35 protein-coding genes and 1 tRNA gene are annotated in these 19537 nt (G+C 46.5%); 29 read left to right on the forward strand and 7 right to left on the reverse strand.

Annotated features, from left to right (window positions below):
* The first annotated feature begins 1 nt into the window (after position 1).
* The 4 genes from LPQ35_RS09630 to LPQ35_RS09645 all read left to right on the forward strand — a co-directional run bounded on the left by LPQ35_RS09630 (position 2) and on the right by LPQ35_RS09645 (position 1550).
* The gene (locus LPQ35_RS09630) at positions 2–415 is read left to right on the forward strand and encodes a hypothetical protein (RefSeq protein ID WP_193807409.1); all 414 of its coding nucleotides are present in this window, start codon (positions 2–4) and stop codon (positions 413–415) included.
* Positions 391–1047 (forward strand): hypothetical protein, encoded by a 657-nt coding sequence (locus LPQ35_RS09635; RefSeq protein WP_193807408.1) that lies wholly within the window; start codon positions 391–393, stop codon positions 1045–1047. The genes LPQ35_RS09630 and LPQ35_RS09635 overlap by 25 nt, the downstream gene beginning before the upstream one ends.
* Before the next feature lie 36 nt (positions 1048–1083).
* Complete coding sequence (locus tag LPQ35_RS09640; protein WP_346297636.1) at positions 1084–1212, forward strand: hypothetical protein; 129 nt, start codon at positions 1084–1086, stop codon at positions 1210–1212.
* 231 nt (positions 1213–1443) lie between these two features.
* Positions 1444–1550 (forward strand) — tRNA-OTHER (locus LPQ35_RS09645).
* 53 nt (positions 1551–1603) lie between these two features.
* On the opposite strand, the gene LPQ35_RS09650 is transcribed toward LPQ35_RS09645, so the two are convergent.
* The gene (locus tag LPQ35_RS09650; protein ID WP_193807407.1) at positions 1604–1771 is read right to left on the reverse strand and encodes a hypothetical protein; all 168 of its coding nucleotides are present in this window, start codon (positions 1769–1771) and stop codon (positions 1604–1606) included.
* 84 nt (positions 1772–1855) lie between these two features.
* On the opposite strand from LPQ35_RS09650, the gene LPQ35_RS09655 reads away from it, so the two are divergent.
* From LPQ35_RS09655 to LPQ35_RS09720, 14 genes are all read left to right on the forward strand, one after another.
* The gene (locus LPQ35_RS09655; protein WP_193807406.1) at positions 1856–2053 is read left to right on the forward strand and encodes a hypothetical protein; all 198 of its coding nucleotides are present in this window, start codon (positions 1856–1858) and stop codon (positions 2051–2053) included.
* 384 nt (positions 2054–2437) lie between these two features.
* On the forward strand, positions 2438–2887 hold the full coding sequence (locus tag LPQ35_RS09660) for a hypothetical protein (RefSeq protein ID WP_193807405.1): 450 nt from the start codon (positions 2438–2440) through the stop codon (positions 2885–2887).
* Positions 2880–4199 carry a terminase large subunit domain-containing protein gene (locus tag LPQ35_RS09665; RefSeq protein ID WP_193807403.1) on the forward strand — a complete coding sequence of 440 codons (1320 nt, stop codon included), beginning with the start codon at positions 2880–2882 and terminating at the stop codon, positions 4197–4199. The genes LPQ35_RS09660 and LPQ35_RS09665 overlap by 8 nt, the downstream gene beginning before the upstream one ends.
* 397 nt (positions 4200–4596) lie before the next feature.
* Positions 4597–5745 (forward strand): phage portal protein, encoded by a 1149-nt coding sequence (locus LPQ35_RS09670; RefSeq protein WP_193807401.1) that lies wholly within the window; start codon positions 4597–4599, stop codon positions 5743–5745.
* 6 nt (positions 5746–5751) lie between these two features.
* Positions 5752–7257: a minor capsid protein gene (locus LPQ35_RS09675; protein WP_193807399.1), complete on the forward strand. Its 1506-nt coding sequence runs from the start codon at positions 5752–5754 to the stop codon at positions 7255–7257.
* A gap of 28 nt (positions 7258–7285) precedes the next feature.
* The gene (locus LPQ35_RS09680) at positions 7286–7606 is read left to right on the forward strand and encodes a hypothetical protein (RefSeq protein ID WP_193807397.1); all 321 of its coding nucleotides are present in this window, start codon (positions 7286–7288) and stop codon (positions 7604–7606) included.
* Positions 7607–7985: 379 nt separating this feature from the next.
* Positions 7986–9344 (forward strand): HK97 family phage prohead protease, encoded by a 1359-nt coding sequence (locus tag LPQ35_RS09685; protein WP_193807395.1) that lies wholly within the window; start codon positions 7986–7988, stop codon positions 9342–9344.
* Between the two features lie 4 nt (positions 9345–9348).
* Positions 9349–9717, forward strand: a complete 369-nt coding sequence (locus LPQ35_RS09690; RefSeq protein ID WP_193807393.1) for a structural cement protein Gp24 — start codon at positions 9349–9351, stop codon at positions 9715–9717.
* A gap of 4 nt (positions 9718–9721) precedes the next feature.
* A complete protein-coding gene (locus LPQ35_RS09695) occupies positions 9722–10519 on the forward strand; it encodes an encapsulin (protein ID WP_193807391.1) in 798 nt (265 codons plus the stop codon).
* 28 nt (positions 10520–10547) lie between these two features.
* Complete coding sequence (locus LPQ35_RS09700) at positions 10548–10781, forward strand: hypothetical protein (protein ID WP_193807389.1); 234 nt, start codon at positions 10548–10550, stop codon at positions 10779–10781.
* Between the two features lie 30 nt (positions 10782–10811).
* Positions 10812–11018, forward strand: coding sequence for a DUF7444 family protein (locus tag LPQ35_RS09705; RefSeq protein WP_193807387.1), 207 nt, complete (start codon positions 10812–10814; stop codon positions 11016–11018).
* Positions 11015–11395 (forward strand): hypothetical protein, encoded by a 381-nt coding sequence (locus LPQ35_RS09710; protein ID WP_193807386.1) that lies wholly within the window; start codon positions 11015–11017, stop codon positions 11393–11395. Before LPQ35_RS09705 ends, LPQ35_RS09710 begins: the two co-directional genes overlap by 4 nt.
* A 36-nt stretch (positions 11396–11431) precedes the next feature.
* Positions 11432–11578 (forward strand): hypothetical protein, encoded by a 147-nt coding sequence (locus LPQ35_RS09715; RefSeq protein WP_193807385.1) that lies wholly within the window; start codon positions 11432–11434, stop codon positions 11576–11578.
* The gene (locus LPQ35_RS09720; RefSeq protein WP_193807384.1) at positions 11541–12032 is read left to right on the forward strand and encodes a helix-turn-helix domain-containing protein; all 492 of its coding nucleotides are present in this window, start codon (positions 11541–11543) and stop codon (positions 12030–12032) included. Before LPQ35_RS09715 ends, LPQ35_RS09720 begins: the two co-directional genes overlap by 38 nt.
* Positions 12033–12096: 64 nt before the next feature.
* Here LPQ35_RS09720 and LPQ35_RS09725 read toward each other — a convergent pair whose 3' ends face one another.
* Genes LPQ35_RS09725 through LPQ35_RS09735 form a run of 3 tightly spaced genes read right to left on the reverse strand, consistent with a single transcriptional unit; the run spans position 12097 to position 13794 of the window.
* A complete protein-coding gene (locus LPQ35_RS09725; RefSeq protein ID WP_193807383.1) occupies positions 12097–13311 on the reverse strand; it encodes an RNA-guided endonuclease TnpB family protein in 1215 nt (404 codons plus the stop codon).
* A 16-nt stretch (positions 13312–13327) separates the two neighbouring features.
* A complete protein-coding gene (locus LPQ35_RS09730) occupies positions 13328–13579 on the reverse strand; it encodes a hypothetical protein (protein WP_193807382.1) in 252 nt (83 codons plus the stop codon).
* Between the two features lie 20 nt (positions 13580–13599).
* Positions 13600–13794: a hypothetical protein gene (locus LPQ35_RS09735; RefSeq protein WP_193807381.1), complete on the reverse strand. Its 195-nt coding sequence runs from the start codon at positions 13792–13794 to the stop codon at positions 13600–13602.
* A gap of 77 nt (positions 13795–13871) precedes the next feature.
* Between LPQ35_RS09735 and LPQ35_RS09740 the strand changes: the two genes are divergently transcribed.
* The 9 genes from LPQ35_RS09740 to LPQ35_RS09780 all read left to right on the forward strand — a co-directional run bounded on the left by LPQ35_RS09740 (position 13872) and on the right by LPQ35_RS09780 (position 17377).
* On the forward strand, positions 13872–14015 hold the full coding sequence (locus tag LPQ35_RS09740; RefSeq protein ID WP_193807380.1) for a DUF2080 family transposase-associated protein: 144 nt from the start codon (positions 13872–13874) through the stop codon (positions 14013–14015).
* 53 nt (positions 14016–14068) lie between these two features.
* A complete protein-coding gene (locus LPQ35_RS09745) occupies positions 14069–14242 on the forward strand; it encodes a hypothetical protein (RefSeq protein ID WP_193807379.1) in 174 nt (57 codons plus the stop codon).
* Complete coding sequence (locus LPQ35_RS09750; RefSeq protein WP_193807378.1) at positions 14239–14460, forward strand: hypothetical protein; 222 nt, start codon at positions 14239–14241, stop codon at positions 14458–14460. Before LPQ35_RS09745 ends, LPQ35_RS09750 begins: the two co-directional genes overlap by 4 nt.
* Positions 14442–15005 carry a hypothetical protein gene (locus LPQ35_RS09755; RefSeq protein ID WP_193807377.1) on the forward strand — a complete coding sequence of 188 codons (564 nt, stop codon included), beginning with the start codon at positions 14442–14444 and terminating at the stop codon, positions 15003–15005. The genes LPQ35_RS09750 and LPQ35_RS09755 overlap by 19 nt, the downstream gene beginning before the upstream one ends.
* Positions 15002–15370, forward strand: a complete 369-nt coding sequence (locus LPQ35_RS09760; protein WP_193807376.1) for a hypothetical protein — start codon at positions 15002–15004, stop codon at positions 15368–15370. Before LPQ35_RS09755 ends, LPQ35_RS09760 begins: the two co-directional genes overlap by 4 nt.
* A gap of 2 nt (positions 15371–15372) precedes the next feature.
* Positions 15373–15696: an HK97 gp10 family phage protein gene (locus LPQ35_RS09765; protein WP_193807375.1), complete on the forward strand. Its 324-nt coding sequence runs from the start codon at positions 15373–15375 to the stop codon at positions 15694–15696.
* A 109-nt stretch (positions 15697–15805) separates the two neighbouring features.
* Complete coding sequence (locus LPQ35_RS09770) at positions 15806–16276, forward strand: hypothetical protein (protein ID WP_193807374.1); 471 nt, start codon at positions 15806–15808, stop codon at positions 16274–16276.
* A 4-nt stretch (positions 16277–16280) separates the two neighbouring features.
* The gene (locus tag LPQ35_RS09775) at positions 16281–16451 is read left to right on the forward strand and encodes a hypothetical protein (RefSeq protein WP_193807372.1); all 171 of its coding nucleotides are present in this window, start codon (positions 16281–16283) and stop codon (positions 16449–16451) included.
* Complete coding sequence (locus LPQ35_RS09780) at positions 16451–17377, forward strand: phage tail tube protein (RefSeq protein WP_193807370.1); 927 nt, start codon at positions 16451–16453, stop codon at positions 17375–17377. Before LPQ35_RS09775 ends, LPQ35_RS09780 begins: the two co-directional genes overlap by 1 nt.
* Positions 17378–17386: 9 nt before the next feature.
* Here LPQ35_RS09780 and LPQ35_RS09785 read toward each other — a convergent pair whose 3' ends face one another.
* Genes LPQ35_RS09785 through LPQ35_RS09795 form a run of 3 tightly spaced genes read right to left on the reverse strand, consistent with a single transcriptional unit; the run spans position 17387 to position 18915 of the window.
* Complete coding sequence (locus tag LPQ35_RS09785; protein ID WP_193807368.1) at positions 17387–18439, reverse strand: LAGLIDADG family homing endonuclease; 1053 nt, start codon at positions 18437–18439, stop codon at positions 17387–17389.
* A 15-nt stretch (positions 18440–18454) separates the two neighbouring features.
* Positions 18455–18706 (reverse strand): hypothetical protein, encoded by a 252-nt coding sequence (locus LPQ35_RS09790; protein ID WP_193807367.1) that lies wholly within the window; start codon positions 18704–18706, stop codon positions 18455–18457.
* Between the two features lie 20 nt (positions 18707–18726).
* Complete coding sequence (locus tag LPQ35_RS09795) at positions 18727–18915, reverse strand: hypothetical protein (protein ID WP_193807366.1); 189 nt, start codon at positions 18913–18915, stop codon at positions 18727–18729.
* Positions 18916–18996: 81 nt separating this feature from the next.
* Between LPQ35_RS09795 and LPQ35_RS09800 the strand changes: the two genes are divergently transcribed.
* On the forward strand, positions 18997–19143 hold the full coding sequence (locus tag LPQ35_RS09800; RefSeq protein ID WP_193807365.1) for a DUF2080 family transposase-associated protein: 147 nt from the start codon (positions 18997–18999) through the stop codon (positions 19141–19143).
* Positions 19144–19196: 53 nt separating this feature from the next.
* On the forward strand, positions 19197–19532 hold the full coding sequence (locus LPQ35_RS09805; RefSeq protein ID WP_193807364.1) for a hypothetical protein: 336 nt from the start codon (positions 19197–19199) through the stop codon (positions 19530–19532).
* The last annotated feature ends 5 nt before the right edge of the window (positions 19533–19537 follow it).

Consider the following 19537-nt stretch of genomic DNA (forward strand, 5'->3'; position numbering starts at 1 on the left):
CATGCAGCTGCAGGTAAGTCTGGATGCGAATTTCAGAGCCATCACGAGGAAGAGAAAAATAATGCTTTTTGTTAAGGGAAAGCTCAGCCCGTTCGCACTCAGCATAGGACAGTGCATACCTCACGAGGACTACGGCTACCTGATCTGCGACTGGCACAGGGGCAGGAGAATTCTGTTCATCAATTCAGAGAGCAACTTCGTAATTGTCAGGGCTGAAGGGACGTGCATGGACTGCAGCAAAAAGAGCAGAACAGGACACATGGCCAAATACAGGAGGTGCTGGGCTGACAGATTCTACCTTATTCTCGAGGATGACATCCACGAGACCGTGGAGGAGAAACTTAGGGAGCTGAAAGAGAGACATGAGGTTAAGGTTCTGGAGGAAAGTGTATGGATACTGTTCAGTCCAAGCTGAACTGGGATTTTTCAAGCCCAAAACCAAGAAAGCCAGTTCGCTGCAGAGCGTGCAAGTATTCGGAGTATGTGGGGGTGAAGCACAACCCACAGTCCAGAATAATGTTGCACTCTGAATACCAGATATTCAGATGCAAGAATCCAGATTCTCCAAACTTCGGCAGGCATGTTAGTGAAGAGGATATGTGTCACGAGGGAGATGAGCTGGACTACATAAAATCAAAAGATGATCGCTGCCGAGTGTGTGGTAGGGAAACTAACGCTCCACCATTCTGCGGACCTTCGCATTACCACATTTACCTCGATGAGCTGAGAAGGTGTGAGAACTGCGGGTACCTTGATGGAGGTGAATGTCCACTCGGCAACGAACCTGACGATTGCAGCGATTTCAGAGCTAAAGACCTCTGCAAATTCATTCAGCGATTTATAGACGATTATCGACCGTTATGGGACAGAGTAGTCTGGAAGGATGAACTTCGTAAGTACATGGGACCAAAATGGGCAAGAGTAAGGCGAGGGGCAGTGGTCAGGCTCATAGCTGTCGTGAACGGGAAGATCGGGGTTTTCAGGTATAAGAGTGAAGTGGTCTGGTGTCCGGTGAGGTTGCTGCATAATATAGAAAAACATAAATAGATAGTTTTTTATACTAAAAATTTAAGACATAATATTATGGTGGCAGACTACGCCGTGTTTGCACTGCTGCTAATGACATTAGTGTTAACAGCTATAAGAAAGTACGTAGAACTGAAAAAAGACATGGTTCTGAAAAATAACAAATTCTTCAAGGAGATATCGTGAAGAGATATCCTCAGATTCCAAGTGGCTTAAGAAAGAAGGAATAGACCAAAAGCAAGTATAATGAATAATGAATGCTTTCAAAATTATCGAGCCAGTGTGGGGTCAACTCTCGACCCGTGGTGGGCCCCCCATGTAGTACTGTTAATCATAATATATGAGGTGATTAAAATGACAGAAATGATGGAGATCGAAGTGAAAGTAAGTCTATTGACATTCGGGGGTGCCCTACAGGCGGGGTGTTAAGTCGGCACCCCCACTTGTACAATCTGGAGGCTCGCCATGGGGTGAGAAGGAGCCCACCTGTAGGGCACACGGGGGTTCGAGTCCCCCACCCCGCACTCTTATTTATATTGTTTTCAAAGATTTCTCAGAAATTGGCAGTTCGGGTTTTTCAATCTCCACCTCCAAACTTCACTCCAAATAAAATCATTGCGATAATGAAAGCAAGCAGGATCGTGAATCTAAACGGCTCAAATGGAGGGCGAACTGCAAGAAGAAGCAAGGCCCCTACTACAACCATAACCGCAAACGCTAATGCAGCACGAATTCCACCGTCCATGTTTTTAAATCCCTCAAACTATTATTTTTTTACTTTCACTCCACGCCCAACGATTAAATACTCCAAATTATGATAGTATCTGATATGCCTCCGGACAGAGACGAGAGAATTGAAAGAATGTATAGGGAGAAGCAGGAGAGGATAGCGAGGCAGATCGCCCTCAGGGAGGCAAGAGAAACCGTAGCCTTATGGGCAGCTGCACCGCTCAAAGACCCCTCGGTTGTAGCTGCCAAGGTCATTGAGATTGCGGACGAGTATCTGAAGTGGTTGAAGAAAGAGTAGGAAAATGAGACGGAATAATTAAACTAATTAAAGTATCTCGCTTGATAAGTGTGGGGTTTTGTTTGGGAATGAATGTAGAGTATAATACCAAACTATTTAAAGCAACACACGAAAATCTGGATAATATGAGAGGTGGAGTACTCCCATACCGAAGAGAGACGATAAAGTACAAGGAACTGACTGTCACACTCGAACCCAATGGGTGTGTATTGTTCTATGATGATCATTGGTTGAGCAAGGAGATAAGGGGAGCATGCAATGAGAATGGTAGACTTAAATATTATAAGTTCAAACTTTAATTTTTATTTTTATTATTTTAAGTATCAATTATCAGTTCGAGCAGTGTAGATTGTTGTTTTAAAGTCATCCGCAACAAACGAAACCATGCGTAACGGCATAACGGATCCTCGCTGCAAGATATGCAAATCCGAACACCTCGAAGAAATCAACCAGATGCTCATCGAAGGTCGCCCTTACTCTGAAATCATCACTAAATTCCCGGATCTCAAGCTCAACAAGACGAATCTCACGAGGCACAAGAATCACTTCAATTTTGTCAGGGCTGGGGTGGAGAAATACGAGAAGTTGAAGCAGCAGCTCGAGGAGGGGGCAGACAGAGTCGTGGATGAGCTGAAAGCTCTCGACGCAACGATAGCGAGAATGCAGGAGTACGTTCTCACGATCGACCCTGAAAAGAAGCCCCGTAGCCTCGAAGTTTGTGCCAACACAATGCTCAGGGCGATAAAGCTCAAGCACGAGATAGCCGGCAACATAGAGGATCCAACCTCTAAACTTCTCGCACTCTTCGAGGAGGCACTGAAGGAGGATGAATGAGCTTATCTCCGAACTCTCAAGAGACAGGAAGAAGCTGAAAAAAGCCATCAAGGACCCAGTTCTGTTCACCCAGATCTTTCTCAACCACAGGCCCCATCCAGCACAGGAGCAAATCCTGCGAGACAAACGCCAGTTCATCACCATCGTCGCCGGCAGACGTTTCGGCAAGACGAAGGCGATGTCATTCTCTGCGATCCACTACGCCGTGACCCACCCAGGGTCCATCCAGTTCATTCTTGCCCCTTCATACAACCAGGCAAACATAATGTTCTGGGAGACTACGAGCCTGCTGTCAAAATCCATCCTCGTCCATCTGGTCGAGAGGGTTTACAAGACTCCGTTCAGCCGAATAATCTTCAAAAACGGCAGCGAGATTCATGCGAGATCAACAACAAAACCGGAATACCTCAGGGGCCACAAGGCCCATCGTGTGATCCTCGACGAAGCCGCCTACATTCCGGATGATGTCGTCAGCCAGGTTGTCGAGCCGATGCTCGCAGACTACAACGGTTCCTGGATCAAGATCGGAACGCCGTTCGGCAAGAACCACTTCTACGACACTTACCTCAAGGGTCAGTCTGAGGAATTCCCGGATTACTCGAGCTATCGCTTTCCGTCAACGGCAAACCCCCACATAAGCCACGAGTTCATCGAGAAGAAGAAGCAAGAATACGGAGAGAACTCCATCATCTTCAGAACTGAATACCTTGCTGAATTCGTCGAGGACCAGAATGCGGTGTTCAGGTGGGAGGACATCCAGAAGAACGTGGCGAGCATCGAACTGCTTGACAGAGGACACCCTGCGAGGCGGTATGTCATCGGCTGTGATCTTGCGAAGTATCAGGACTACACGGTCATCGTCGTGCTGGATGTGACTGAAAAGCCGTTCAGGCTCGTCCACTTCCAGCGTTTCAACAGGAGGCCCTACGCAGAGACCATCATGAGGCTGAAGGAACTGTACAGGAGGTTCAACTCACCCAGGGTGCTGATCGACTCGTCGGGAGTTGGCGATCCCGTGCTTGAGGACCTGCAGAACATTGGGGCTGAGGGCTATGTCTTCACTTCCAAGTCCAAGGTCCAGCTCATCCAGAGGTTGCAGGCGGTGATCGAGAACGGTGAGGTGAAGTACCCATACATCGAGGAGCTGATCAAAGAGCTGCAGTTCTTTGAATACCAGCTGACAAGACAGGGTGTGAAGATGGAGGCTCGGCAAGGGTTCCATGATGACTGTGTGATAGCGCTGGCTCTCGCTGTCTGGGCGGCCGAGCAGTTCAGTGGAGGGTATATCAGCGTTGGTTATTCTCGGTTTTGACTGAATTTTTTGATCGAAGCGTACAAGAAGATAAAAAATGACAAAGAGAAGATCATAGCACCTGTGAACATACTAAAATCAGTGATTCCTCGATTATCGCTTTGGAGAGATAAACTGATTAAGAAGATCGAGAAGCCACCTGCAACTCCAGCAATATAATTTGAAATAAACTCCAATACAATATTTTCCAGTCTTTGCTTGAAGAGATAAACAATTGTTATAACTAAGAACGCCAATGAAATAACAAAATAAGTACTGGTAGGTATGTGATATGCTGGTATTACCATTGCCAAAATGATACCGAATGAAAGAACAATCCCAGCAAGAACTAACTCATTCACCATAGCACAATTTTTAGAAGTTTTATCTTATAAAGTCTGCTCTGCCAGACAACACCATGCTTAAAACAATACGCAAAGTGTCATCAATCTTCAAAACCAAATCAGCCGACTATCGGTCAGAGAGGATCCAGCTCTTCCCGTTTGCAAACCTCAGCAATAACCTTGCATTCAGCACAGGTGTCATAGGCAACTACCAGAACTACGAGGAAGCGTACTTCACGAGCATCGACGTTTCGACGGCGATTGACCTCATTGCCCATTTCGCCATAACGGAGTTCCAGTTCTCCGGATCCGAGCAGGATGTTAAGAAAGCTGAGACGTTCTCAAGGGAAATGAAGCTACGGACGAGACTGATAAACGACATCAGAACGATGCTTATCTACGGCAACGCCTACGAATACCTTGCTGACAGCGAGATAGGAATCGAGATGCAGTTTCTCAATCCGAAGAACGTTAAGGTCAGGATAGACGAGTATGGTGACATTGTCGCCTATGTCTATTCTGTGGCCGGAGAGGAAAACGATCTGCAGCCCGAGAGAGTCCTTCACTTCGCATACGGTAGAATCGGCAACTCACCCTACGGCTACAGTCTGATCCACCAGGTGTACAACCTCCTCAAGCTCAAACAGAAGCTCGAGCTGATGGCCGCAATTCTGTCCTACAAGATGGGACACCCACTCCTCCACGCCAAGGTGAAGAATCCGGCGATGATACCCGAAGTTGAGAAGGTCCTGCAGAACAGGGTCCAGACAAACTATGATGCGACGAACGTTGAAGACCAGATAGCCATAGTCAATCAGATTGTCACCGACGATGCTGTCGATCTGAACGCAATCAGCAGCCAGCTCGACCTGAGAGGGCTTGTTGAGATGATACAGTACTTGCAGGGGCAGATTGACAAGGCCCTCAAGGTTCCGAGGGTATTCTACGGCGAGCCTGAGGGAAGCAACAGAGCATCATCATATAATCAGCTTAAAACGTTCAGTCTGTTCTTGCAGTCTCTCAGATCTGCAATCAAGGAAGAGCTTGAGGCGAAGCTGTTCCCACTCCTCGGTCTCGATGTCGAAATAGAATTCGAGGAGATTGTAATCGAGGACGAGATGATCTGGGGTGAGCTTGCTGTAAAGCTCTACGAGGCTGGAATCATCGACACCAACGAGGCAAGAGACATTATCGGCTACCCTCCGCTTGAAGAAGAGCAGTGAAGAGATATGCCAGATTATCCAGTCGAACCAACGAAAACCAGAGTATTGAGGGATGAATATGCAAGGAAGTTGAAGAATCTCACAGAGTCTGCAAAATTTAAAGTTATCTCCGCTTTAGGTAACGGGGATGTCATCGAAGAGGCTAAAACGATAGTCGATCAGGAGATTGTTTCAAAGAGTGAGCCAATTGTCAGGAAGTATAATCAGAAGTTCTACCGCAAGGGAGGGGAGTTCGCAGGGAAACAGCTTAAGAAACATGGAATTGAAGTCGTTCTCACACCAGATGTCCTCGAGATCGTCGACCAGGACATAATCAACGAGCTGAACAACCTGACTCTCGACCTGATCAAGGGCCTTGGAGAGGACACGAAAAAGAGGCTCGCTTACGAACTGAGAACTGGTCTGCTTCAGGGTGAGTCCGTTCCAAAGCTCGCAAACCGTGTGAGATCTGTTTTCGACGCATCAAAAACGAGAGCTGAGATGATTGCAAGAACTGAATCGATCAGAGCGTTCAACACTGCAGCGATCCGGAGGTATGAAAGAGCTGGGATCAAGAAATACAGGTGGATCGTTGCCTGGGATGAGAGATTATGCTCCAAATGTGCGCCCCTGCATAACCAGGTTTTCAGAATAGGAGCCAACCCTCCTCCACCTCTCCACCCAAGGTGTAGATGCACGGTCATTCCTGTCCTTGAAAAGCCTGTTGAGGAAAAACCGAGCGAGATAATCAGAGAGATAACTGGCGACAGCGAGCTTGATGAAAAGATATCGAGAGCGCTTGCCGACTACGAAAAAATTCTCAATGAGGAGAGAAGCTTCAGCAGAGCATTAAACAAGTACATCAACGGAAGGGCAATCAGCGTTTCCGAGGCTGAAAAGAGAGGTAAAGAATACATCAAGTTTTTCGGCAAGGGAGGTCCGGAAGAGGTCAGGAGCTACATTCAGAACGTTCTGCCGTACAGGGTTAACAGCAAAGTTGTTGAGAGAGCCGGGAAGGTGAAGATAAGAACAACCGCAGGGAGGACATACAAGGGCCGGTATTACCACTCCAGAAGAGAGATCCAGATCAGCAAGCATTATGGCGAGAAGGAGAGAACGTTCATGCACGAGTACGGACACCATCTCGATCACACGCTCTATCTCGATGAAACGAGGAAGTTCTTTATTGCGAGGGTAAAAAAGCACGGATACAGGCTCGAAATGCTGAGAAAGCACGAGCAGTACAGCCACCTCGGTTTCGATATTTTCCACTTCGACGGATTCGACCACATAGACCCGTATGCTGGTAGAGTCTACCTCGGAACGTATGTGGACGAGCATTATAAAAGACTCAGGAAGCTCATCGATAACCCCAAACTCATCGAAACCGATCCAGACATAAGAAACAGCTTTCACACCGAGCTTTTGAGTGTTGGAATGGAATATTTCACGAGGGAGGAGCTGATGAAAGAGCTGTGGGAGAAGGACAGGGAGCTTTTCGGTTTCATTCTGTCTCTGCTTAGGGGAAAGTGATATATGGGTTGGAGGCTGAAATAGAATGATGGAATGGAAAATCGTGTTGAAGCACGAGAACGGGATTGACAGGGTTGAAATCGTGGGGATTGGAGAAGATCCTCACAGGCCAGTTGACATAATCACAACTTCCAGGGGACCGTTTGGTAAAAAGACTCTTGAAAAGATCCTCGAAGGAGTCAGGAGGGGGGTTCCGGTTATAATCCCTGCGTTCTCTGATAGGGATCTCTACGCTTATGCCTATCACGCTGGTAGGATTGCAGATGAAGACCCGAGATGGAATTACGAGTCGAACCTGCCTGAGATAACTGTTCCAGAAGAAGAGGATGGAGAGTTGTTGATTATTTAGTGCCTAAAGATTGTTTTTAGATTGTTTCGATGAGTGGCCCACTAAGATCCACACTACGATCCAACACATGAATGCGGATGTTAGAATTAAAATGGGTGACGAATTCTGACCAGAGGCTAAAGCCACAAATGAAGTATTTATTGCTACAGCAATCGCTGCACGTGTGTAATATGACTGTTCATGGAAGTATTCATAATGAAAACCATATCGGATCTCTGTTGGTGGTTGGTATCGTTTTATTTTAATCAAGAGGTATAGCACACTTCCGCTGTAAAATATATAGAAAACAGCTAAAGCTGGTCCGGATAATTGATTTAATAACTGATCCATACTCAAATAACATTCCAATTTTTTAAAGTCTTTTTTCTTTGGAGGAAACATGGAACTACTGATAGTAAAGAGCCTTCAGGTCAGCGACAGCGAGAAGAATGTTTACGTTGAGGGCTACGCTTCAGCAGCGGTCAAGGATCTCGACGACGAGATCATCACTGAAGAAGCACTGAAAACTGCAGCTGAGGAGCTGAAGCAGGAACCGTACAACAAGGTCTTCGTCAACCACAAGTACGACGACATCCCGATCGGAAAGATTGTAGATGCTGCGGTTAAGACTGTCGACGGAGTCAGAAAGCTCTGGATCAAGGTCGTGCTCAACAAAGCTCATCCGATGTTCGAAACCGTTTACAGGTCCCTCAAGGACGGTTTCCTCGATGCGTTCTCGATAGGCTTCAAGGCCCTTGAGAGAGCTGGAAACAAAATCAAGAGGTTGAAGATTCTCGAGGTGAGCCTCGTTGGCATTCCTGCCAATCCTGAAGCTGTTGTAGACACAGTTTACGAGAAGATGTTTAGGCCTTGTGAGGACGACATTCTCGTCAAGGGAGTAGTTCCTGGGCATCCGTGGAAGTACGGCAAAGATTCTCAGAACTCATGGAAGAAGCCATCTCTGAGCGACTTCACGGACAAGAGCTGGGACGAGCTTAGCGATTCTGAAAAAAGAAGCATAGCAGGACACTTTGCCTGGTCTCCGAAGAATCCTCCAGAGAAGTTCACGGACCTCAAACTACCTCACCACGACCCTAAAACTCACGCTGTTGTCTGGAGGGGTGTTGTTGCGGCGATGGCGGCCCTGATGGGTGCGAGAGGTGGGATTGACATCCCGAGCGAGGACAGGAAGAAGGTGTACGATCACCTTGCAGCACACTATAAAGAATTCGGCAACGAACCTCCGGAGTTCAGGTTCCTCGAGGAGTTCACGGCAAAGCTGGTTGAAGCTACTGGTGAGACCGATTACGGCCTTCCAGACTCGACGAACTCGACAGATCCACAGCCTCATTTAAAAAGTCCGAATTCAAAAGCGGCGAACATGAGTGAAGAGATAGAGAAGAAAGTGGAAGAACTGACAGCAGAGATCGAGCGACTCAAGGCAGAGAACGAGGAACTCAGGAAGAGACTCGCAGAGTACGAGGAAAAAGAGAAGGTAGCGATCATCGAGAAGATCAAGAGGGTTGCGGCCATCACCAAAGCCGAAGTAAATGAGGAGGAGCTGAAGAAGGCGAATGTCATCGAACTCAAGCTCGTTTACGCTGATCTCGCTGACAGAGTCATTTCTCACAAGACCGCCGAGAAGGTCAAGACTCCTGTCGACAATTCTGAGGGTTTCATTGAAACAAAGTGGGGCAGGGCTGACGCCCGGAAGGTTGCGGAGCTGAGGAAGATGCTCGGAATTGAGGGGGAGGTGTGAGTAGATGGTTCTGGTGTATGTTGAGGGGAGGTCCATCAAGGCAACTGCAGGAGCTGCGATAACCGCAGGACAGCTCGTCGAACTCACTGGCGACGAGACGGTTTCTCCGGCTTCGGCCGGATCGACCAAGGTACTCGGAGTTGCGATGAAGGATGCTGCTGCGGGTGAGCTTGTTACTGTCATCACTGAGGGCGTTGTTGAGGTGACCGCTGCAGGAGCAATAACAGCAGGTGCGAGAGTTCAGGCCGCTGCAAACGGTCAGGTGGATGCGTGGAGTGCGGCTGCGGCTGGAGATTCAGCGAAGATCGTCGGACTCGCAATCACCTCTGCGGCTGCGGCAGGAGATAGCATAAAAATAAAGCTGGAGGTGTGATGAGATGACGGTCATAACTTCGGACGTTCTGCCGGCCGAGCTTCTGCAGGCGATAAGCGATGTCGTTGTTGTGCAGGCAAGAGCGACGAGAGTTGGAAGGAACCTTGTGCAGACCGAGAAAGTCGACAGGGGAACGCAGGTCTACAAGTACAGGAAGTTCACGGGATTCAGCGATGTCCAGGAGATCCCCGAGGGTGCGGAGTTCCCGCTCGAGGGCGTGACATACACTGAAGCAACCGCATCGATCAAGAAGATCGGTAAGGGGTTCTTCATAACCAGGGAGGAGTACCTCGGAAACAAGATTCACAGCATCGGACAGCTTGCGAGAGATGCTGCAGAGGTCGTTGCCCTCAAGGAGGACGAAATGATCATCAACGAGTTCGTGAACAACGCAGGCAAGACCCAGGCTGCGGCTGCAGCATGGAGTTCTACTGGTAACCCCTACGACGATGTTTCTGCCGCACTTGCCAAGCTTGAAGAGGTCAACGTGAAGCCCGACATGCTCGTGCTGCACCCGTACGAGGTGGCGGACCTCAGAAAAATCGATGCCAACGCCAAAATGTCCTACGCTCAGCTCATCGAGGGTCTTGGGCTTAAGGTCATCGCAACTCCAAAGCTTTCGACCGGCACAGGTCTGCTCCTCGACAGCAAGAGAGCCGGGGTTCTTGTGATTGCCGAGGACATAACGATTGAGGGGCCAGAATACAGGCAGGAGAACCAGAGCTACCTCGTCAACGTCTTCGAGAGAATCGTTCCCGTGGTCAGGTATCCGGATGCAGTCTGCAAGCTGACGGGAATCTAACCCCATTATTTTTTATCAGGGGTCAGAAATGACAGCGTTTGACAGAGATGCTGTGCAGTTACTCGGAGAGCTTAACGGTAAAGTGGACAGAATACTGTGCGAACTCCAGAAAATCAGCGACAAGCAGAAAGATCACGAAGATAGGCTCGATAACCACGACAGGGTGATCGAGCGGCACAGCACATATTTCAGAGTCGTAGGCTTCGTCGTGTCGATCATCGTTGCTGCTCTCGGAGCGATAGTCTCATTCTTCAAATCCTGATTTTTAAAGTCCGTTTTTTCAGCCCTTGACATGAAAGTCAGAAACGTGTCGAACTCTGTTGTGTATGTAGCCGACAAGACTATCGAGCCAGGCAAGACTGCAGAGCTTAGCAAGGAAGAAATGGCAATGTCCGGTGTCAAGGCCCTCATCGAGAGTGGAGAGCTTGAGATCGTTGAAGAGAAAACTGAAGAGAAGAAGAGGGAGAAGAAAGCACAGAAAAAGAAGAGTGAGCCATGATCACGGTTGCCGAGGTCAGAACCCTGCTCGGAGATGCTTACTCGACCAAACCTGACGACCCAACAATACAGAACTTCATCGATCGAAGAAAAGAGGAGTTACAGGACCTGATAGGAACAGATCCAGCTTCTGCATCTTACCAGAGCCTTCTGAAGAGGTGGCTGCTCAACAAAGTCTGCTGCGATGTTCTTGCAAATGATCTGCTCGGAGTGGACTCAGCAGATGTTCTCGAATACAGCATAGGTGATCTCAAGGAAAGCAAGAGCCAGAATGTAAAGCTGAAGCTCGCATGGTTTGAAACTTTCAAGGAATCTGCAGAACTTGCATTGAACACTTACTTTCTCAAAACACGAAGTTACAAAGCGGTCAAACTGTAGAAAGACATAAGTTATCATATCTACAGAAATCCCTGCGTGGACAGGGGAAGAAAGCTGATACGGCAACTGAAACACCTTATTGAAGACCATTTCCCCGAGCTTGAGGTCGAGTATTCGAGAGATTCTATCCTGATAAGGGTCAAAAATGGCGACTCAGGAAGAGGTTCTGCAGGCTATTGTTGAGAACAATGGGGCGGTATCGTTCAAGCAGCTCAAAGAGAGGTTCGGGATAGGCAAGTCTGGCTCTTCTTGGCTTCCTCAGCGTTTGAGAAGTCTTGAAAACAAAAAGCTGATCTACAGACTGAGAATAGGGAATGAGACTTTCTTCATTGCAGATCCGGATCTGCTCGAATTTGAATCCCGTGGAAGGCCTGCAGGGTCGATCAGGATCAATGCGTGCATGGAGCGCAAACTCTTGAAGGTTCTCAGAGAGAGAAAGATACTGACGAAGTGGCAGCTGAGAGTGGCCCTCGGATGGGATGATAAGACTTTCAGCAAGTACCTCAAATCTCTTCTCGAAAAAAACATGGTCATCGAATGGCACACGGGGACGGTAACGCTCTATTTCACACCTGACACGCTGAATGACATAATCAACCTGTACTACGAAAAGCTCTACAGTAATTTTCAATGCTGACATCAGCATTAAACTGAGTCTTTTAGACAGCCTAAAACTCAGCTAAACTTGACCGTTTTGTGAACTACTCCGCCCTTACGGACGGAGCTTCCCGCTTCATCGAGAGAACTTGCCCCTCGATCACCTTCCGATATGGAATCACGAGGGATAGAGACTCTCTCTCCACGGGCGTTCGGGACCGTCCCAGCCCCACATCCAGTATGTTCAGGGAGGCGTTGTAATCTCTGTCAGCCTCCCATCCACAATTAGGACAGGCGAACGATCTATCTTTCAGGGATATGTTTTTAACAATGTAGCCACAGTTGGCACATCTTTTTGACGTATTTGTAGGATTAACTCTCACCACTCGCCTACCAGCTCTTTCAGCCTTGTAGACGAGCAGTGTATGGAATTTAGTCCATGCGGAATCGTGAATGTGCCTGTTCAGTGTTGGAGAGTTTCCATTTTCAACCAAATCTTTCACATTCAGATCTTCAACGCAGATTATGTCATAGTTGTTGACATAATAACGAGACAACTTGTGCAAGAAATCCAGCCGCTGGTTGTTCAGCTTCTCGTAGAGTTTTGCCAGCTTGAGTCTGGCTTTCTCTCGCCTCTTCGACCCCTTCTGCTTTCTCGACAACTCTTTTTGAACCCTCTTTATCTTCTCAAGAGTTTTGTCAATGAATTTCGGATTCTCGAAAGCTATACCATCTGAATCTACGCAGAAGTGATTCACTCCCATGTCTAAACCAACTACTCTTCCCGTTTTTGGCAGTGATTTCGATTCTACTTCTGTTTGAACTATGGCGAACCACTTTTCGGTTTTAGTTTTCTTGACGATTACACCCTTGATTCTACCTTCAATCGGACGATGAAGCTTTATCGGAATTTCACCAATCTTGGATAGAACAAGCTTCTTTCTCTCAAAGTCAATCTTGAAACCTGACTGGTTGAAGTTTAGGGTTTTGAAAGAATTGGGAGAAGTCTTATAGCGAAGCCACCCAACTTTCTTCCCCTTCTTTCTCAGCTCGTTTAACGCTTTGATGTTTGACCAGAGCTGATAATTCACCATCTGCAAAACTTTTGAGTAAACGTTCTTTAGCTCTGGTTTTTCTTGCTTAAGCCTCACGATAAGGGCTTGGGTATCTTTCCAACATATCTTTCTACCCTCTTTTCTTGCCTTGTTTACTTCTTCAAGCAGCTTATTGTATAACCAGCGACATATCTCAAGCTGTTCATTTAGTTTTGCTTCAGATGTCTTCAAAGGATAGATGCGGAATTTGTAGCTAATCAGCATCTTTTACACCAAAAAATCATAAATTGTACTTTCTCTTGAACTTCTGAGCTCTCAGCGGAGCCATGTGTATCATATCATCCAATCTGCCATAAATGTAGGACTCAACAGACTCAGTGATAACCTCTCCGATAAATCCATCTAATTTCTCCTCATCATAGCCTACCCACTTCCCATATTCTCTCAAGAACTCAACAAACCTCTTAGGCAGGGGTATTGACACCCTGACGAACTCCTCCCCCTCAATTATCACAGTCTGCTCCTCTTTCATCTCAATCACCTCCGAAAATTTTAGGAAAAAGCCTCGAGGACAGTTTGTCTTATTACAACCCTCTCCATTCCACCCTCAAAAACCAGCCAGCCCTTCTTAACCGGGAAGCTCTTAGAGAAGTCAAGTCGGGTCATTTTTGTTCCGCAAAGTGGACAAAGACCGCCGTTAACTCCCCAACCTTCATATCCGCATTTTGGACACACCAACTCGGACATTTTGGACACCTCTACTTTGTAGCTACATTGTAATTACATCAAAAGTTATTTAAACTTTTCGCTACATTGTAGATACAATGAAGCCCGCAAAAATAACTGTAGAAGGGTATGAAGTAATTGAGAAGGTCGTAAAAGATGCTGGGAATTCAGGTAGAGTCTATGTTCCAAAGTCTTGGGTTGGAAAGAGGGTTAAAATAATCTTGCTGGAGCCAAATGAATAAAAGTGGAATCATCTGGAATTTTATTTAATAAAGTCTGCTTCTGCCTTGCGATTATGATTCGGTTGAACGAGAATCAGCCACTCTGGATGCCTCCTGGGAGTGTCAGAGCGATAATTGCGCTTGCAATCGTCATTGGATACATTGCGATCAACAGAACCGTGGACAAGGAACTTGTCATGTTCGTACTCGGGTTCTACTTTGGCTCGAAGATGGGGGAGAGACGATGATGCTGGACGTTTTTGACGACAGGCTCAGCCTGATGCACATCGTAGTAGGAGCGCTGAGTTTCTTCTACCAGGTGTTCTTCGTTGTCTTTGTGTTCTATGAGGTCGTTGAGCATATCTATCTCGCTGGAAGGGAGAAGGAAGCGAATTTCCTTGGGGATTTTGTCGAGTTTCTGTTTGGTCTCGGAGCGGCTGCCCTTGCGTGGGGGATGATGGCGTGAGCTGGTGGGACTGGCTGTTCGGATGGAGGGCGAGAAAGAGGATAGATCCCCCGAAGAAGGAACTGGACAGGAGAGATATAACTGTCTACATCGATCCGGCCGTTGATGAGAGTTTGGTCAGGTCTGCACTCAAGCTTATACCGGGGTACTGGAAATTCAGCGTGGCGGAGTGGGACGAATCACAGCTCACATCTCTTGGAGGGGAATGGGCAGGCTTCCTGCTCCCAACTCAGGACAACACGGTGGTAGTTTTCGATGGCAAATCGAGAGGGGTCAGATACGCTGGGGGGACTGTCGGGAAGAGGGTCGGAGTGGCCGTTTTTGGCCGGGAAAGTGAGCTTATTATTGCGTTGAGGATCTGGCATGAGCTTCTGCACACGGAGAAACTCGATGCTGACGGGATGATGACCAACAGAGGGTTCCGTGACTGGCTTCCCGGGGAAGTCAGAGCAGCCTTCGAGGAAAAAGCCAGACCCCACGACTGGTTCTGGCAGATCGGGTACTACACATACCTGACCGAAACTCTGGTCGGGAGGAGAAGATGAACTTCGACAAGATCTTAGAAAAGCACGGAGTGAGTGTAACACTGAGATCAGCAACGAAAACAGTGGTTGATGACGTCTATGGGGTGGAGAAAACAGCATACACAGACACGACAATCAAAGCAATTTTCTCAATGAAAACTGAAAGAGATGAGCTTAAGGTTCAGGGATACACGGGTGACGGAAAGACGATATCAGGCACCTCAGAAGTTGATTCTGTCTGCTATGTCTCACCGACATCTCAGGCAAAGCAGTTTGATAAGATTGTTTATGACAACACGACTTATGAAGTTGTCAGAGTTGATAAGGCGATTTTCCAGGGGAATGTGATCTATCTGAAACTGTTTCTGAAGAGAATAGAGGAATAGAAATGAGCATCAGAATAACAGTCAAGGGATTGAATAAAACAAAGAAAGAGCTTGAGAAGCTCGATCTCTCAGAGATCGATAAGAAATTACACGAAGCAGTTCTCGAACTTGAGGGTGAGATAAAACAGACTGCTCCTGTGAGAACTGGAAGATACAGAGCTGCATGGGCATCAAGCAGGCTTGGAAAGCTGAAGTACGTGATCAGCAACAATGTTGAGTACGCCAAATACTTGATTTATGGCACATCGAGGATGCCCGTGAAGCATGATGTTAGAGGAATAATCGAGAGGTGGAAGGGGCGATTGAAAAGAAAATTGAAACTTTAAAGTGTTCAAATTCTCAAAATTTTATACACTAAAGTTAACAGAATTGTTCTCTTTTTTAAAGTCCGATTGTAAGCTCCATTTTGGGAAAACCGATTGGCAAGGGTGCGATATGTTCAGGGAGCTTGTCAATGAGATAATCACGCTGTTGAGGAACAACATACCCGATCCGAACACAGCAAGGGCTAACGCTGGCAAGAACTGGATCTATCCGGATTTTCCCCATGAGAAGGCAACGATGCCGAGGATCAGCGTTGTTTACATCGGACATTCAGAGCCTGATTTCTATGGTGTCAATGGGGGGACGGCCCTGCTCTACCCGCTGAGATACGAGATCTCGGTCTGGGTGAGGAGAGGAGAGACATTCACGGTGGGCAACGAGGAACTTGGAGGAGGAGCCTTGCTCGATTACCTTGCGGATCAGGTGATCAATGTCATAGAGTCCAATGCGTTCTCAATGACGAATGTCGTCGTTGCAAAGTGCGTTGGGGGAGGTTCCATAGTAATAGAAGAACAGAACACCGGGATTCTCAGGAAACCGCTGGAATTCACGTTCTATTACTTGAAACAGTCAGGAGTGTGATGGTATGAAGGTCAGGCTGAAGAGGGGAGAGAAGCTCCACGTTGGGAGCTTCGTGTTCGAGGCGGGAGAGGTGTATGACGTCGAACCCACGACCGACATCTCCCGCCTGGTGAAGAGAGGAGTGTTGGAGGTCGTGAAAGATGAGATGAAGAGACAGAAGGAGGTGAGTGAATAATGCCGATAGGGGCGACAGGCTATCTGCTCTGGAGAGATGAAAGCACATACGGAACAGATCCAGGAACTGGAAGCAAAACGGCAGATGCAGCAAGCGTGGAGCTGAACTGGAACAGAAACCTTGAGAGAGTCAAAGCTCTCTGGGGGGTCAGGAACGTTCCCAAGGTTTACAGTCAGGAGAAGCACGTTGAGGGAAGGATCGCACTCAACACAAGCGACTGGAAGATGCTTAAACATGTTCTCGGCAGTCTGACAGAGAACGTAACTTCAGCAACTCAGGCTCCATACTATCATGATTTTGAGGAAGCTGAGACGCTTCCGAGCTTCACGCTGGAGAGGCAGTGGGGATCAAACACAGCTTACGTTGCAGTCGGCTGTAAAGTAAACTCAGCGAGAATCAGAGGGGAAGTTGGAAAAGCTGTCGAATTTGAGCTTGAGATCCTCGGCAAGAGCATGTCGAAGATAACATCAGGACTTGCAATTCCAAGCTATTCTCCAACGCTACCATTCAGAATGACGAACCTCGCAACTGCAACCTTCGGAGGCTCAGATGTAAGCGGACAGATAAAGAGCTTTGAGATCAACATCAACAACAACCTTGAGCCAGATTATGGCAGTGATGGAACTCCGAGGGCGATTGACGAGGGACTGAGAGAAGTGACTGGAACCCTGACATTCAAATTCGACTATACAATAGCCGACTACGTGCTGAACGAGTCTGAGGGAGACATAGTCATCAAGCTGATCAGGGGAACGAACGACGAGGTTGAGTTCACGATAGAGAATGCGACATTTGAGGCTCTGAATGATGTAACCGAGGCTGAAGCACAGAAAGAGCTTGAGCTTGCTTTCATGAGTCAGGCCGATCCAACGAACAAGAACTGCATCAAGGTGAGAGTTACATCTGCAAACGCCACGTACTACTGACAGAGATAATTAATTTTTAGTGATGGGGTTTATTATTTGGATGAAACGTAATACTTCTTTTTTTCCACCAAGCACCGTTAATACATGCTCTGGTTTTCTATTTCTTCTCGTATAAGTCTTGATTGACACTTTAAAGCCTAATTTTTCCAGTTGAGCTTTAATAAGTTTTAGCAGCTTTAAGTTAGTATTGTACATTTGAATGTTAGAATGGGCACGATGCCCTTCAGATTCATAAAAGCCTCGAATGAATTCTTTGCGAAAATCATCGTTTATGAGGTACTCAGTTTCGATTGTCTTTAAGTCTAAACTCTTATACCACTCGTAAAATTGTTTTGACCGAGCCCTTACATAATAGATCTTCTTCCAATTAGGTTTTTTAGGCTTAATTGTCTTCATATATGGTTTAAGACCAATTCTTCTCAAATTAACTACAAATTCATCTGCAAATTGTTTATCAATCACTTTTAATTGGATAAACCTATCTCCGTACTTCTTCGTGTGTCCCACATAACCATCACCGAATATGACTCCTAAAATATATGCTAACTCTTTAGAAGGTTTAAGATTTACATCTGCAACTCCACCAAGCTCACGAAGGGGGATGTGATATTTTTTAAGGTATTGTCTAATTGTTGTAGCACTACACCTGAATATTTTGGCACAATCTCTAACTGACAACTCTAAGTCCCAGTAGGCAGTAAATAGCAGATCTTGGGAGATATTAACACTGGCACACTTCTTTGAACAGAATTTTCCTTCTCCCCGCTTAACCCTATATGGAAAAATGTAGAATTCTTTACCACATCCTTGGCAGATTCTTTTGATCTTGACACTTGTTTTTCTATCATAGTCCAACCGACACTCGTGTGAACAGAATTTTGCTTTATCTCTCCTGCTTTGCCAGACTTCAAACTCTTTACCACAGTTCTGACAGATTTTATTAACTCTCTTACGTCTAAATTCGTAAAAACATCGTTTTGAACAAAATCTTCTCTTCTCAATTTTAGATGGTGGCACTTGAAACTCCTTCCTACAATTCAAGCATTTGACAGTTACAGGCATTCTATCACCAAAAAATCATAAATTGTACTTTCTCTTGAACTTCTGAGCTCTCAGCGGAGCCATGTGTATCATATCATCCAATCTGCCATAAATGTAGGACTCAACAGACTCAGTGATAACCTCTCCGATAAATCCATCTAATTTCTCCTCATCATAGCCTACCCACTTCCCATATTCTCTCAAGAACTCAACAAACCTCTTAGGCAGGGGTATTGACACCCTGACGAACTCCTCCCCCTCAATTATCACAGTCTGCTCCTCTTCCATCTCAATCACCTCCGAAAATTTTAGGAAAAAGCTTCGAGGACAGTCTGCCTTATCACAACCCTCTCCATTCCACCCTCAAAAACCAGCCAGCCCTTCTTAACCGGGAAGCTCTTAGAGAAGTCCACTTTATGCAGTTCTCCACCACACAGCGGGCACAGACCATTGCTCCCAGAACCTTCATACCCACATCGGACACATTTCACGGGCATTTTTAACACCTCTTAGTTAGATTTTAGCTATAATATATTTAGAACATAAACTATTTAAACTTTTCGCTATAATATAGCTATATGGCAGATCCGATTGAGGTAAAAGTTAAGGGATATGAAGTAATCGAGAAGGTCGTAAAACGGAGTGGGGATTCAGGTAGAGTCTATGTTCCAAAGTCTTGGGTTGGGAAGAAAGTTAAGATAATACTATTAGAGCCAAATGAGTAAGGTAAATCATCTGAAGTTTTTGATTTTTAAAGTCTATTTGAAATCAAGCAGATATGGTTGAGGAACTGAGCTTTGAGGATCTTAAGGGGCAACCTAAAGAGTTCATCATAAGGGGTAAACGAGTGAGAATTCCACCGTTAGAGGTTAGAGATTTCAATCTGTTTCTACGAATGTCCGAACAAGACCCGAACAAGGTTGCGGAAGTAATGAAAGAGATTTTCCTCAAAACAATGCAGAAGATCTATCCCGATAAGAGCAGAGAGGAAATTTTGAGCCTGCCAGCCAGTATCTTGCTTGAATTCATGGTTTACATTCTAAAAGCGAACGGCTTGGAGGTTGATGAAGAGGTTTTTCAGAAAGTTTTACAGAGCTTACAGAGCGAGACCTAGTGAAA

This window comes from Geoglobus acetivorans (assembly GCF_039641995.1).
Taxonomy (GTDB): Archaea; Halobacteriota; Archaeoglobi; order Archaeoglobales; family Archaeoglobaceae; genus Geoglobus; species Geoglobus acetivorans.